Below are 13,141 nucleotides of genomic sequence, written 5' to 3' on the forward strand. Positions count from 1 at the left end.
ATGAACGTTGTACGGGATTCCGTATTCGACGTCTGGTACCCTACGATCGGACCCAGGGTCCGTCAAGAACTTCGTCACACGGCGGAAACAACCTCGCCGTCGCAGGGAGAACTCGTGGCTTACGGAAGCAACGCCGCACACCCGCAGCGCGTGGGGCAGGACCGCCCGCAGCCACGCGAGTGGATGATCACTAGAATGCGGAACACCGCGCATCGTCGACGTGAACCGGGGCGGCCTCGGATATCACCGATATCCGGCCAGGGAGGACTTATACGATGAGACCCGTCACGCTGGGACCGGCCGTCGACCGGCCGCAGAACCTGAGCGAGATCGTCTTCGAACGCATCCGCTCGGCGATTGTCGAACGGACACTCGCGCCGGGCACCCAGATCAGCGAAGCGATGCTGGGCGACATGCTCAACGTGTCCAAGACACCGGTGCGCTCGGCACTCCAGCGGCTGTGCTTCATCGGGCTGGTGGAACCCACCGCCCATCGGATGCGCGTGGTGCTGCCGAACAAGGAGATGATCCGCAACGCCTACGAGCTGCGCACCGGGCTTGAGGGAACCGCGGCCCAGCTCGCGGCCGACCGCGCGACCGTCGAGCAGCGAGCGACGATCACCGACGCGGCCGAGAAATCCCTGCACCACGCGCGGGCAGGCGACGCCGCCGCTTTCAACGAGTGGGATCTCGCCTTCCACCGCATGATCGGCCAATCCTGCGGCAATTCACTGCTCAACAACGCGGTCGACAACGCGGTGGTGCTGGCCTTCACGTTGCGCTCCCGCGACGTTTTCGCGCCCGACGATTCGGTGCGCTGCGGTGACCGGCACGTCGCACTGGCCAAGTCGATCCACGAGGGCTACGCCGAGCTGGCCGGCAAGCAGATGATCGATCACATCACGGAGGTCACCGCCTTCGTCCTCGACTCGGTCGAGGACCCGGACTAGCCCGTCCAGCACCCGGCACCACCCACTCCGAGCCCTGCTCCCGACGATCAGCCGATCTCGCCGGAGCAGGGCCATTCCGCGTTGCCGCACGAATTCGGGGCCTGACAACAGGATTCCGCACTCCTCACCCCAGAGCACCCGGCGATGCGCGACGTGTTCTGGACCTCTTGCTCCTTGACCTCCCCCGGCACGTGTGCTGACATTCGATGTACCGAATACCGTATTTTGCTCCCGGGCACACCAGCGCACTCCGACTGCGATGCCCCGACCCTTGGAGATGCGGATGAGTTCCCCTGTTCTGGCGTCGGGAATGTGGTCTGTCCTGCCGACCCCGTTCACCGGCCCGCGGTGCGATCTCGACCTGGGTTCACTACGCCGGCTCACCGAAGGCTTGTCCGCCAAGGGAATCCTGCGTGGTGTGCTCGCGCTCGGGGTGTTCGGCGAGTCGGCCCAGCTGACCCCGGAGGAACGACGCACGGTGCTGCGGACGGTGCGCGAGGCCGCGGCCGGCCTGCCGATGGTCGTCGGCATCACCGGCACCGACACCGAGGCCTGCCGGGAGTCGGCCGTCGATCTCGTCGGAGCGGCCGGTGGGGACGCCTGTGCGTGATGGTCCAGGTCAACTCGGCCGAGCCGGAGGCCCTGCGAGCTCATCTCGAAGCGGTCCACGCGGCCTGCGGGATCCCGATCGTGGTCCAGGACTACCCGGTCGTCTCGGGGATCACGATCGCCCCGTCCGCGCTGGTGGAGGTGGTCGACAGCCTGGACTGCGTGGCAGCGGTCAAGTCGGAGAGTCCCCCGACCGGCGCGGTCATCGCCGAACTCACCGCCGGGGTCGACGTACCGGTGTTCGGCGGTCTGGGCGGGCTCGGTCTGCTCGACGAGCTGCTGGCCAACGCGGCCGGCGCCATGACCGGGTTCTCCTACCCCGAGGCCATCGCCACCGCCCTGCGGGCGTGGACCGACGACGGCTTCGCCGCGGCCCGCGAGAGCTACGCGGCCTGGCTGCCGCTCGTCAACTTCGAGGCACAGCCCCGGATCGGCCTGTCCATCCGCAAGCACATCTGGACGCACCGGGGCTACCTCGACGACCCTGCCGTCCGCGCTCCCGCGCCCGCCATGCCCCCCGCGCTCGCCCCGATCCTCGCCGAACACCTCGCGACGATTCCGAACTGAATCCCCGTCACCCGGCCCCGAGGAATTCCCATGACAACGCAGTACCCAGACGTGCCCACCGCGATCGACCCGGCGGTGCTGCGGCACCGCATCGGCGCCGAACTGGTCGGCCTCCCCCAGACCGAGCGCACCAACCCGGCCGACCCCCGGCAGGTCGTGGCCGTCACTCCGAACGGCGACAGCGCCGACGTCGACCGGGCGGTCGAGGTCGCCACGGCGGCACAACCGGGGTGGGCGGCCATGTCACCCCCCGCTCGGGGCGCGATTCTGTTGCGCGCCGCCGAAATCCTGGCCTCGCGGCGACGGAAGGCCACCACGGACCTGGTGCGCGAGGAGGGCAAGACGTACGCGGAGGCCGACGGCGAGGTCGGCCGGGCCATCGAGATTCTGCAGTACTACGGCGGCGAAGGCCGGCGTGGGCGCGACGAGATCGTGCCGAACGGCACCCGGGCCACCCTCACCTACACCCGGCGCGAACCGGTCGGGGTCGTCGGTGTCATCACGCCGTGGAACTTTCCCATCGCGATCCCCGTGTGGAAGACGGCGCCCGCGCTGATCTCCGGGAACACGGTGGTGCTCAAGCCCGCCTCGATGACCCCACTGTCCACTTGGAACGTTGCCGAAGCGCTGACCGAGGCGGGCCTGCCGCCGGGGGTGTTCAACGTCGTCTACGGCCCCGGCGGTGCGGTCGGCAACGCGATCGCGGCCCACCCCGGGCTGGCCGCGGTCTCGTTCACCGGCTCCAACGAGGTCGGCCGGGAGATCGAGGCGATCGTCACCGCCCGGCACGCGCGCATCCTGCTGGAGATGGGCGGAAAGAACCCGCTCGTGGTGCTGGACGACGCCGACCCGGTTCACGCTGCCCGCTTGGCCGCGCAGAGCGGCTTCGGGGTCACCGGCCAGGCCTGCACGGCCGCCAGCCGGATCATCTGCACCCCGGGCATCCACGACGCACTCGTCGAAGAGCTGTTGCGGCAGGCCAAGAACTTCCAGCCCGGCGACGGGCTGGAGCCGGGCACGGCGATGGGCCCCGTGGTGAGCCCGGCGCAGTTGCGCACCGACCTGGGCTGGATCGACACCGCGACCGCCGAGGGTGCGACGCTGGCCAGCGGCACGCCGCAGGTGGAGGGTCAGTTCCTCAGCGCGTCGGTGCTCACGGGCGTCGAGCCGCAGCACCGCGTCGCGCAGGAGGAGGTTTTCGGGCCGGTCCTCGCCGTCATGAAGGCCGACGACGTCGACGCCGCGATCGACGTGGCCAACGACATCGCCTTCGGCCTTTCGGCGGGTGTCGTCACCAACGACATGCGTCAGGCCCACCGGTTCATCGACCGCATCCAGGCCGGCATCGTCAAGGTGAACCGGCCGACGACCGGGGTCGATCCGAACGTGCCGTTCGGCGGGGTCAAGGAGTCCTCCACCAACACCTACCGCGAACAGGGCAGCACGGCGTCGGACTTCTACACCTGGACCAAATCCGTCTACCTGGGCATGGACCACTGACGATGACCACCGCGCTGGTCCGGCAGCTCCGCCGTGCGGGCGTCGCCGAGGTCGAGGACGGCGCCCGGAGGCGAGCCGAGTACTCGTCCGACGCGTCCAACTACCGGGTCGTGCCGAGCTGTGTGGTCTTCCCCCGCCACGTCGACGAGCTGCTCACCGTGATCGAAATCTGCGGCGCCACCGGAACACCGCTGACCAGCCGGGGCGGCGGGACCTCGATCGCCGGCAACGCCATCGGCACCGGCGTCGTCGTCGACCTGTCCCGCCACCTCAACCGCGTGCGTTCGGTCGACCCGGACGCCCGCACGGCTGTGGTCGAACCGGGTGCGATCCTCGATGACATCTCCCGTGCCGGGGCGCCGTACGGGTTGCGCTTCGGGCCCGATCCGTCCACCCACTCGCGGGCCACGATCGGCGGATCGGTGGGCAACAACGCGTGCGGAGCGCGGGCGCTGCGCTACGGGCGCACCGCCGACAACGTCGTCGATCTGGACGTCGTCACCATCGACGGAACCCGGTTCACCGCCCGGGACCTGGCTTCGGCCCCGTCGTTCCTGCGCGATCCGCTGCAGCGGCTGGTGGCCACGAACCTGGCGCCGATCCGGCAGAACTTCGGCCGCTTCGCGCGCCAGGGGTCGGGGTACCTGCTCGACGCGTTGCTGCCCGAGCGGGGTGCCGACCTGGCCCGGTTCCTGTGCGGGACAGAGGGGACCCTGGCCGTCACGCTCGGGGCGACGGTGCGGCTCGTCGAACGACCACCGGCGACCGCGCTGGCCGTGCTCGGCTACCCCGACATCGCGACGGCGGCCGAGGCCGTCACCGCGATGGCGGGGTACGACGTGGTCTCCCTGGAAGGCATCGATTCCCGGCTGGTCGAGATGCTGCGCCGGCGGGGCCGGCCGATCCCGCCCGGGCTGCCCGACGGGCACGGGTACCTGCTGGTCGAGGTCGCCGGAGCGGATCTCGACGACGCGGTGGCCCAGGCCGGGAAGCTGCGGGCCGGGGCCCAGTGCCTGGACTCCTCCGTGCTGACCGGCGCCGCCGCGGACGCCATGTTCCGGGCTCGTGAGGACGGCGGCGGGCTGGGCAGCCGCACCCTCGGCGACCATCCGGCGTGGCCGGGGTGGGAGGACGCCGCCGTCCCGCCCGAGCACCTCGGTCCGTACCTGCGGGAGTTCCGTGCGCTCATGGACCGCTTCGCCCTCGACGGCCTGGTGTTCGGTCACTTCGGCGACGGTTGTGTCCACGTGCGCATCGACTTCCCGCTGCGCGACCGGCCGGCGGTGTTCCGCGATTTCGTGAGCGCCGCCGCCGATCTGGTCAGCGGCTACGGCGGGTCGATGTCGGGCGAACACGGCGACGGACGAGCCCGCGGCGCCCTGCTGCCCGCCATGTACCCGGCCGAAGCGATCGCCCTCTTCGGTGCGGTGAAACAGGTGTTCGACCCCCGTCACCTGCTCAACCCCGGCATCGTGGTCGACCCGCCCCCGATCGACGCCGACCTGCGCCTGCCCCTGGTGGCGCCGCCCGCGCAGCGGCCGGCCCTGGCCTTCGCCCACGACGACCACGACCTCGCCACCGCCGTCCACCGCTGCGTCGGCATCGGCCGGTGCCGCGCCACCACCCCCGGCACGACCGTCATGTGTCCCTCCTTCATGGCCACCCGGGACGAGAAGGACTCCACGCGAGGACGGGCGCGCGTCCTCCAGGAGGCGACCAACGGCCGGCTGGTCGGCGGGCTCACCGCGCCCGAGGTGGCCGAGTCCCTCGACCTGTGCCTGTCGTGCAAGGGGTGCTCCAGCGACTGTCCGGCCGGCGTCGACATGGCCACCTACAAGGCCGAGGCGCTCCACCGGCGCTACCGCCGACGGCTGCGCCCGCGCTCGCACTACACGTTGGGCTGGCTGCCGACCTGGTCCCGGTGGGCGACGCGCGCACCACACGCCGTCAACGCCCTGCTGGGCAGCCGCCTGGCGACCGCACTCGCCCGGTTCGGCGGGGTCGATCCGCGCCGTAGGCTGCCCGTCTTCGCTCGCGAGCGGTTCCGGCGCTGGTTCGACGAGCGCGTACCCGATACTGCGGCCAGCGAGCGGCGCGTGGTCCTGTGGGTCGACACCTTCACGGAACGCTTCTCCCCCGAGGTCGGCCGCGCCGCCACCGAGGTCCTCGAAGCAGCCGGCTACACCGTCGAACTCACCGACCGGCCCGGCACCTGCTGCGGACTTACCTGGATCTCGACCGGGCAACTGGACACCGCACGGCGACAGCTGAAGCGCTCACTGCGTTCCCTGAAACCAACCCTCGACGACGGCCTACCGGTCGTGGTGCTGGAACCTTCCTGCGCCGCCGTGTTCCGCTCCGACGCCGTCGAACTCCTCCCCGACGATCCCCTGGCGCGGCAGGCAGCGTCGGCCGTCCGCACGCTGGCCGAGCTGCTGACCGCCACCGAGGGCTGGCAGCCACCGGACCTGACCGGCACCACCGGCATCGCCCAACCCCACTGCCACCACAACGCCGTCCTGGGCTGGGACACCGACGCCGCCCTCCTGGCCACCGCCGGCGCCACCATCGAACGCCTCGGCGGCTGCTGCGGCCTGGCCGGCAACTGGGGCGCCGAACTCGGACACTACGACGTCTCCCGCAAAATCGCCGAAACAGCCCTGCTGCCCGCCGTACGCGCCACCACCCCCGACGCCGTCATCCTCGCCGACGGCTTCTCCTGCCGCACCCAACTGACCGAATTCACCACGACCACCCCCGTCTCGCTGGCCCAACTCCTCGCCAACCACAACGGTGCCGCGGACTGACAATCCTCAGTGGACAGACGCTGGGGCGGAGTTCGGCTGCCACCCCGTTCTCCGCCCCAGCACTCCGGCCCGGCCGCTGCCGCAGCCCGCTCTCGACGGCGACACGCACGGTCAAGCGAGAGGCCGCCGCCAGCTTCGCGGGCTAACTCCCCGCCGACCTGCTCAGCCAGCATCCAACCGTTCTTTCGTTCGACCCCCGCAACCAGCCCAGACGTAAGACTCCCGCGCACGCGGCTCCAACCCCCTGTACCGGCCCGCGATCCGCCCATGCGCCCGGTCCAACCGCTTAGCGTGCGCGGGTCGGGTCCACGGCGTCGAGTTCGACATGGGCGAGCCGTAGGCCGCGGTGAAGCCGGCTGTTCGGGAGTCGCCGGCCTTGCCCGATGCTCAAGTTCGGGCAGCTGCAAATCCCGAGAACCGGCGACAGTTGACAGGCGACCCCACCATGCTCACAGGCCGAGTGCGCGCCGGACCTCGGCCAGATGCCGTCGCGACACCGCGACGGTCTCGCGGTCGGGCCCGTCCAGGACGAGCGCGAAGCCGCCGTGGAAGGTCGGGGCGATTTCGCGCACCCGGTGCAGGTTCACCACGCAGTGCCGGTGCACCCGCAGGAATCCGTGTGGTGCCAGCCGCGTCTCAAGCCGGTTCAAGGTGTGGTTCAGTGCCCGCAACCGGCCCCGGTCGGTCAGCAGCCACACGGTTTTGCCCTCGGCCTGCGCGACCCGGATCTCCGCCGGGGCCATGAGCAGGATGTGCCCGCCGTGGATGCCGGCGAGCCGCAACACCGGCGCGGGGGCGGCCTCGGCCGACGGCGGTGAGTCCGTTCTGGTGGTGAGGAGCGTGCCGATGAGCTGCCCGTCGTGCTGGATGGGCTGGACGGTGATCGGGCACCCGTCCTCCGCGCACGCGGCCAGCCGCAGCGCGCCGGCACGCGCGCGGGAGCCCAGCACGGCGTGCCCGACCTCGTTCGCCGCCACAAGCCGCCCGCGCCGGTCGATGACTGCCAGCGGTCCGGCGTCGTCGGCGGCCTGCGGCCGCAGCGATCCGGCCAGCTCGGTGAGCACGTCGTCGCGCCGGCGACGCAGGCCATGGCCCAGTTCCTGGGCGCAACAGGCCAGCCGCGCGATCGCGAGCGCCGTCAGCGGACGGCGATGCACCAGGAACGCGAGCACCGCGCACGGCCGGGGCCGGTCGGGGTCGGCCACCGCGACGCCCGCCCCGGACCAGTCGGCCAGGTCACCGCGCCAGTGCTCCGGGCCGGTCACCTGGGCGTGTCCGTCGAGCAGCGCAGTGCCGAGGGCATTGGTACCGCGGCTGTTCTCCGACCAGTCGTGCCCGGGCGCGAGCTGGTGCGCATCGGCGAGCTCGACGGCGGAACGGCTCCCGAACACCGCGACGACCCGCCCGTCGCCGGCCGCGACCGCCACCACCCCCTCGGTCCGGGTGAGGTCGGCCGCCAGCGAGCGGGCGGCCGACACCACCGTGCGCGGCGCCGCGGCAACCGAGCCGGCAGATGGGTCGGGCGGCAGCCTGTCGGGGGCGATGCCGTAGACCTCGCGGCAGCGCTGCCAGGACGCCTGGATCGCCGGCCGGATCGCGGCGGTGCCGTTCGCTCCGGGTTCGTGGCCGCCGGCGCCGGCCCACTGACCGTCCATGCCGACCTCCTCGCGTTCGGGCGGCCCCCTGAACAGACTAGGACCGACGTGGCCGGCCGGGATAGCGTCCGCGTGCTCCTCGCCCGGGCAGATCGACGATTCCGGCCGATCCGACGACCCGATGCAGGGAGGTTTCGTCATGGCCATCGACTTCACCCTCACCCCGGAACAACGGGAACTCCAAGCGAGCACCCGCGCCTTCGCCCGCGACGTACTCGCGCCGGTGGTCCGTGCGGCCGACGCCGAGACGGACCCGTTGCGCGCCTTCCAGATGACCAAGGACGCCTATGTGCAGGCCTACCGCGCCGGCATCGCGTTCTGCATGCTGCCCACGCAGTACGGTGGCGGCGGAGTGTCCAATGTGGACCTCATCCTGGCCGCCGAGGAGGTGTGCGCCGTGGACCCGGGGTTCGCCTGCACCATCCTGGTGAACGGGCTGGGCCTGATGCCCGTCTGGTACTGGGGCAGTGAGGAGCAGAAGGAGCGCTTCCTGCGCGCGGCCACCTCGGACCCGACCGGCGAATACATCGTCGGCTACGCGGTGAGCGAGCCGGCCGGAAGTCCCGGCGGCACGGCGAACTTCGACGCACCCGATGCCTCACCCGTCGGGATCGGTGTCACCGCCACGCTCGACGGCGACCACTACGTGCTCAACGGCCGCAAGTACTGGCCGTGCAACGTCGCGGGCTGGGACGGGCAGGGGGCCAACGCGAGCATCGTCGTGGTGCGCACCGACCCGTCGAAGGGCGGCACCGAGGGGCTTTCGGCGATCATGATCGAGCGCGGCACCCCCGGTGTCAGCTACAACCTCATCAGCAAGATGGGGCATCGGCTCACCCCCAACGCCGAGATCGTCTTCACCGACGCCCGCGTTCCCGCGAACAACCTCGTCGAGGGCACCCGCGGCAACGGCGACCTGCTGATCAACCGCAACTTCGCCTGGTCGGGGCCGGTGGCCGGGATCGCGGCGGTCGGTGTGGCCCGGACCGCCTACGAATCCGCCCTCGAGTGGGCGCGGACCTACACCGCCGGTGGACCGAGCCCGATCATCAACCACCAGAACGTCGGTTATGTGCTCGGGGACGTCGCGGCGCGGATCGAGATGTGCCGCTGCTTCTGCTGGAAGACCGCGCACTTCCTGGACCAGCACGACTACCACGGCGAGCTGATCGGCGCGATGTGCAAGATCCAATGCACGGAGCTGATGTTCGACGCGGTCTACAAGTGCATGCAGGTCGTGGGCGTGAACAGCCTGGACAAACAGCACGAGTTCGAGAAGCTGCTGCGCGAGGCCGCGGTGCTGCCGCTCTACGACGCCGGCAACTTCGGCATGCAGCGCCGTCGCGTCCACGGCGTGCTCGCCAGCCCGGACTACAACCCGCGGGCACTGATGGACGACGAGTTCGTGCCCTTCACGAAGTTCATGGAGACCATCGACACGGTCCCCACCTACCAGGAGACCCCGCTTCCCGTGTGACGGGCGAGCGCTCGGGTGCGCCCCTCACCGGACGCGCCCGGGCGCTGGGCGCCGGCCTGGCGGGACCGGAACTCGGCTCCACGCAAGTTCAAACGCTTGCAGCGGGACGACGAGCGGTTCGTCGGGCCGAACCAGTCGTCGCGATCGTGGTGTGCCTCACGGCGTTCGCGCTCGTTGTTCGTCGACGCCCGAGCCGGCGCGGCAACGCTCAAGTCCGCCGTCGTCGCACCGCCGTGAACGCGAACAGCCCGGCGAGGAGCCACAGGAAACCCGCCCCGGCCCAGCCCGTGGCATCGGGCGGATCCATCGCCATACCCGCCGTGGCCAGCAGCGCGAAGACGCCGACCACCGCCGCCACGACGAAAAGGATCCTCGACGCGCGTTTCTGCGGTGTCGTGGGTGGCCGTGGCGCCGGAGACGGGATCTCCCGCGGCTGACGCGGCGCCTGCGGGAGTGTCCGATGTGGACCGACCGCCGCGTCGATCGTCGCGGTCACCGCCGGGGACAGGCCGGCGAACAGCGTCGGCTCGACCTGGACCGTCCGGCCGTCGGTGCCGATGAGGCGGCGGCCACCGTCGGGCCAGGCGAGCATGGCCGCGCAGGAGGTGAAGTGAACCGTCGAGACGCCTTCCGGAGTCTGCACGCTGCAGCCGTCGGCGCCGACGACCAGGTGTGTATCCGCCTGGTTGTGAGCCCGGAATCGGTTTCCCGCGACCGCGGCCGGCGAGAACCGCGGCACCGCCGCGTATCCGGCCCAGTCCGCCGATCGGCCGTGCGGAGCCCGCAGCAGCACCGACGCGCATGCTTCCAGAGCGACTGCGTGGACCTTCGCGACGTCGACTGCACGCAGCTCGGCGATCCGATCCTCCGCGGGCGGGAGAGGCGAACCGGAAAGCAGCGCGGCCGCGTGATCGGGTAGCCGCGCCACGTCCGCGTCTTCGCCGTAGAGCGCGGATTCGGCCTGCGTGCGGACCGTTTCGACGTCGCGCGGGTCGATCCGGCCGACCTTGAACTGGGCCAGGACGTCGACGACGCCGCCGAGCACCGCGGCCTGCTTGTCCGGCAAGGCGTCGGCCAGCCCGAGGATCTCCGCGAAGCCGTCGCCCCGGACCTGGTACGACGTCGTCACCTGGTAGGAATAGCCGCCCTCCTGCCGCAGCGCGCGGAACAGCTCCCGCTCGAGGACCTTCGCGAAGACCTGGGACGCAGCTCCCTGGCGTACCACCGCGCTGAAGGCGACACTGCCGTCGCCGTGGGCGAAGTACGCGGGACCTGCGGCCAGGGTCGCGGGCTGAGGAGGCACCGGGCGCCGGACGCCCGAGGGGAGCGGCAGCCGCAACCCGTCGGGCACGTTCTCGCCTGCCACCCACAGCGCCGCGTTCTCGCGGGTGAACCACGTGCGTGCCCAGTGGGCGACCTCCGCGGGGCCCACGCGGGGGACGCCGAGCTCGAGAAAGTCGGTCAGCCCGTATCCCTGCGCTCCGTAGCGGTGCCGGAACAGCAGGCCGGCCCCGCCGCGCCGGGCCTCCTCGGTACGCAGGATCGACTTCTCGGTCTCCAGCCGGTCCATCGGAAGATCGCTCAGCGACGCGCAGACGCCGGCGAGGAACGCGACGACTTCGGACTCCGAACCGTTCATTTCAAAGTACGTGTGGTCGGAGCCCGTCGCACCGCCGAAGTGGTGCTCCCCCAGTCCGAACCGATGCAACGCGAGGTGCTCGACCAGGTGCGTGATGCCGGCCGTCGCGAGCGTCTCGTCGGCCCGGCCGACCCGGAAGACCAGGCCGGCGGTCAGCGGGCCGGATCTCTTGGCCGCCACGGCGGGGACTCCGTCGACCTCGAAGGTGGACAGCATGATCAGCCTTTCGCGAGGGCGCGGTTGCGGTGCTGCGCGAGCGCGGCAGCCGGGTCGGGGAAGAAGTGCCAGGGGGCTTTGCTCGCACGTCCGTCGAGCGCGCGGAAGTGCACGGCGGCGCGAGGCAGATCGCCGATCAAGCTGAACGCCATGGCGAACGTGCTGTGCGCGGAGACCCAGCCGAACCGCGAACGGTAGGCGGATTGCAGCACCGACGCCGACGCTGCGGCGGTGATCTCCTCCCGGACTCCGGGCTGCTGAAGGTGGTCACGGCCCGCCTTGGGGCCGAGCTCCAGCCAGCGCTCCAGGTGCAGCTCGGCGACGAGGACACCTTGGGGATCGCCGGGCCCCGCGGCCGCCGTGCATTCGCGGACGAAGGTGTGCGCGGCTTCCCAGGAGCCGCCCCACTTCGGGCACAGCTGCTGCAGCAGGTTGCGCTGGGCGGCCAGGAAACCGGGGTGGTGGGCGGCCAGCCGGTCATAACGGCGCCGCGTCTCGCTCTGGCCGAGTTCGAGCCCAAGCGAGGTGGTCAGCCGCAGCCACCAAGCCAGCTCGTTCTCCGGTTCGCGGGCGGTCACGTCGATCAGCAGCTGCTCGGCCCGCCGCAGGTGCTCGTGCATCCCGGCGAACTGCTCGCGGCTCACCCCGGCTGCCCGCCCGCTGCCTCGGACGTTCCACGCCTGCTCGATGAGCTGGGCTGCGAGCAGCAACCGGGCCTGCTCGGAGCGGGGTTCACGCTCGATCACGGCGCGCAGCATCGCCTCGGCCGCCGGCACCGACATGGTGATGTTCACGCCGAAGCTGCGCTCGTCCGGGGCGGTGAACTGGGTGAAAAAGCCCGAAACAGTCGGCCAGTCGCCCGCTTCCGCCGCGGACCGCAGCACGCCTGCCTCCGGATAGGCGGCCGCCGGGTCGAAGACCAGCGCCGGCGCAGTGCGGGTGGAGGTCATGGGAAGTCCTTTGCCAACGGGGAAGGAGAGGGCGCCGAACTGTACTTCGTCCCGTCGCCCCGACCGAAAGGTGGCAGGGGCTAACGCGATTTCCTTCCCTGGCCGGGAATTCACCGGTTCGTCGTGCTCCCGGTTGCCTTCCCGCAAACGGACTGGGTGGACCGACCCGCGCGGCATCGTGGGTTATCGAAGTCCTTCGGGTGCTGATGCCACAACTGGCGCGGGTTCGAGCTGGCGCAGGTGTGGCGGTGCGGCTTGACGTTGTTCGGCGCGGCACGTGAAGGCCTTTCCCCGCACGACCCCGATCAGCTCGCTCTCGCCGGGGAGACGTTCGTCGACCTGATCTGAAAGGCACGCCGTCGACGGCAAAATGCCACCCGATCGGTCGCGGGGTGGTGCACAGTGCGGCACCGTTTTCCGGAAACGCGGACAGCGTCACCGCGTCCCGGGAAACGCGGTGACGACAGCCCGCAGCAACGGCAGTTCGGTCCGGTACCGGGCTTCCAGCTCGGCACTCGGCGTGCCTGTGGTGCCCGGCGCGGCGGCCAGCACGGCCGACCAGACGTCCGCCACCGTCGCACAGGAAACCGGCCGCCGGCCCGGGAGCGTGACGGTGAAGCCGTCTGCGTGGCCGGCGACGCGGATGCGGTTTGCGGCGGCAGCGCACAACGCGTCGAGCAGCTGCCCGGCGATCAGGTTGCCACGGGTGCTGCGGCCGGCCGGGAACACCGGGTCGGGGACGACCGTCCGGCCGCAGGCTCCGCACATCTT

10 protein-coding genes are annotated in these 13,141 nt (G+C 71.1%); 6 read left to right on the top strand and 4 right to left on the bottom strand.

The features are described from left to right. The first annotated feature begins 275 nt into the window (after positions 1-275). The 5 genes from ACFY1H_RS47215 to ACFY1H_RS47235 all read left to right on the top strand — a co-directional run bounded on the left by ACFY1H_RS47215 (position 276) and on the right by ACFY1H_RS47235 (position 6,433). Positions 276-950, top strand: coding sequence for a GntR family transcriptional regulator (locus tag ACFY1H_RS47215; RefSeq protein ID WP_386956489.1), 675 nt, complete (start codon positions 276-278; stop codon positions 948-950). A gap of 283 nt (positions 951-1,233) precedes the next feature. Beyond that, positions 1,234-1,560: a dihydrodipicolinate synthase family protein gene (locus tag ACFY1H_RS47220; RefSeq protein WP_386956490.1), complete on the top strand. Its 327-nt coding sequence runs from the start codon at positions 1,234-1,236 to the stop codon at positions 1,558-1,560. Then, a complete protein-coding gene (locus ACFY1H_RS47225) occupies positions 1,560-2,126 on the top strand; it encodes a hypothetical protein (RefSeq protein WP_386956491.1) in 567 nt (188 codons plus the stop codon). The genes ACFY1H_RS47220 and ACFY1H_RS47225 overlap by 1 nt, the downstream gene beginning before the upstream one ends. A 30-nt stretch (positions 2,127-2,156) precedes the next feature. After that, on the top strand, positions 2,157-3,626 hold the full coding sequence (locus tag ACFY1H_RS47230) for an aldehyde dehydrogenase family protein (protein ID WP_386956492.1): 1,470 nt from the start codon (positions 2,157-2,159) through the stop codon (positions 3,624-3,626). A 2-nt stretch (positions 3,627-3,628) separates the two neighbouring features. Next, entirely contained in the window at positions 3,629-6,433 is a 2,805-nt protein-coding gene (locus tag ACFY1H_RS47235; RefSeq protein ID WP_386956493.1) for an FAD-binding and (Fe-S)-binding domain-containing protein, read from the top strand. A 449-nt stretch (positions 6,434-6,882) separates the two neighbouring features. Here ACFY1H_RS47235 and ACFY1H_RS47240 read toward each other — a convergent pair whose 3' ends face one another. Next, positions 6,883-8,235: a LytTR family transcriptional regulator DNA-binding domain-containing protein gene (locus ACFY1H_RS47240; protein ID WP_386956494.1), complete on the bottom strand. Its 1,353-nt coding sequence runs from the start codon at positions 8,233-8,235 to the stop codon at positions 6,883-6,885. Between ACFY1H_RS47240 and ACFY1H_RS47245 the strand changes: the two genes are divergently transcribed. Continuing rightward, positions 8,228-9,565 carry an acyl-CoA dehydrogenase family protein gene (locus ACFY1H_RS47245; RefSeq protein ID WP_366589564.1) on the top strand — a complete coding sequence of 446 codons (1,338 nt, stop codon included), beginning with the start codon at positions 8,228-8,230 and terminating at the stop codon, positions 9,563-9,565. The two genes, ACFY1H_RS47240 and ACFY1H_RS47245, sit on opposite strands and share 8 nt — an antisense overlap. A 208-nt stretch (positions 9,566-9,773) precedes the next feature. Here ACFY1H_RS47245 and ACFY1H_RS47250 read toward each other — a convergent pair whose 3' ends face one another. The 3 genes from ACFY1H_RS47250 to ACFY1H_RS47260 form a co-directional block, all read right to left on the bottom strand. After that, entirely contained in the window at positions 9,774-11,420 is a 1,647-nt protein-coding gene (locus ACFY1H_RS47250) for a M16 family metallopeptidase (protein ID WP_386956495.1), read from the bottom strand. A 2-nt stretch (positions 11,421-11,422) separates the two neighbouring features. Continuing rightward, on the bottom strand, positions 11,423-12,370 hold the full coding sequence (locus ACFY1H_RS47255; protein WP_386956496.1) for a hypothetical protein: 948 nt from the start codon (positions 12,368-12,370) through the stop codon (positions 11,423-11,425). Between the two features lie 435 nt (positions 12,371-12,805). Further along, entirely contained in the window at positions 12,806-13,138 is a 333-nt protein-coding gene (locus ACFY1H_RS47260) for a hypothetical protein (RefSeq protein ID WP_366589570.1), read from the bottom strand. Positions 13,139-13,141 lie beyond the last annotated feature (3 nt).

Source organism: Amycolatopsis sp. NPDC001319 (assembly GCF_042896185.1).
Lineage (GTDB): Bacteria > Actinomycetota > Actinomycetes > Mycobacteriales > Pseudonocardiaceae > Amycolatopsis.

What these genes read in the sequence shown, in the direction of transcription:
- ACFY1H_RS47235 (WP_386956493.1), top strand. Translation starts at nt 3,629, where the DNA reads ATGACCACCGCGCTGGTCCGGCAGCTCCGCCGTGCGGGCGTCGCCGAG.
- ACFY1H_RS47250 (WP_386956495.1), bottom strand. Translation starts at nt 11,420, where the DNA reads ATGCTGTCCACCTTCGAGGTCGACGGAGTCCCCGCCGTGGCGGCCAAG.
- ACFY1H_RS47260 (WP_366589570.1), bottom strand. Translation starts at nt 13,138, where the DNA reads ATGTGCGGAGCCTGCGGCCGGACGGTCGTCCCCGACCCGGTGTTCCCG.
- ACFY1H_RS47240 (WP_386956494.1), bottom strand. Translation starts at nt 8,235, where the DNA reads ATGGCCATGACGAAACCTCCCTGCATCGGGTCGTCGGATCGGCCGGAA.
- ACFY1H_RS47245 (WP_366589564.1), top strand. Translation starts at nt 8,228, where the DNA reads ATGGCCATCGACTTCACCCTCACCCCGGAACAACGGGAACTCCAAGCG.
- ACFY1H_RS47220 (WP_386956490.1), top strand. Translation starts at nt 1,234, where the DNA reads ATGAGTTCCCCTGTTCTGGCGTCGGGAATGTGGTCTGTCCTGCCGACC.
- ACFY1H_RS47255 (WP_386956496.1), bottom strand. Translation starts at nt 12,370, where the DNA reads ATGACCTCCACCCGCACTGCGCCGGCGCTGGTCTTCGACCCGGCGGCC.
- ACFY1H_RS47225 (WP_386956491.1), top strand. Translation starts at nt 1,560, where the DNA reads ATGGTCCAGGTCAACTCGGCCGAGCCGGAGGCCCTGCGAGCTCATCTC.
- ACFY1H_RS47215 (WP_386956489.1), top strand. Translation starts at nt 276, where the DNA reads ATGAGACCCGTCACGCTGGGACCGGCCGTCGACCGGCCGCAGAACCTG.
- ACFY1H_RS47230 (WP_386956492.1), top strand. Translation starts at nt 2,157, where the DNA reads ATGACAACGCAGTACCCAGACGTGCCCACCGCGATCGACCCGGCGGTG.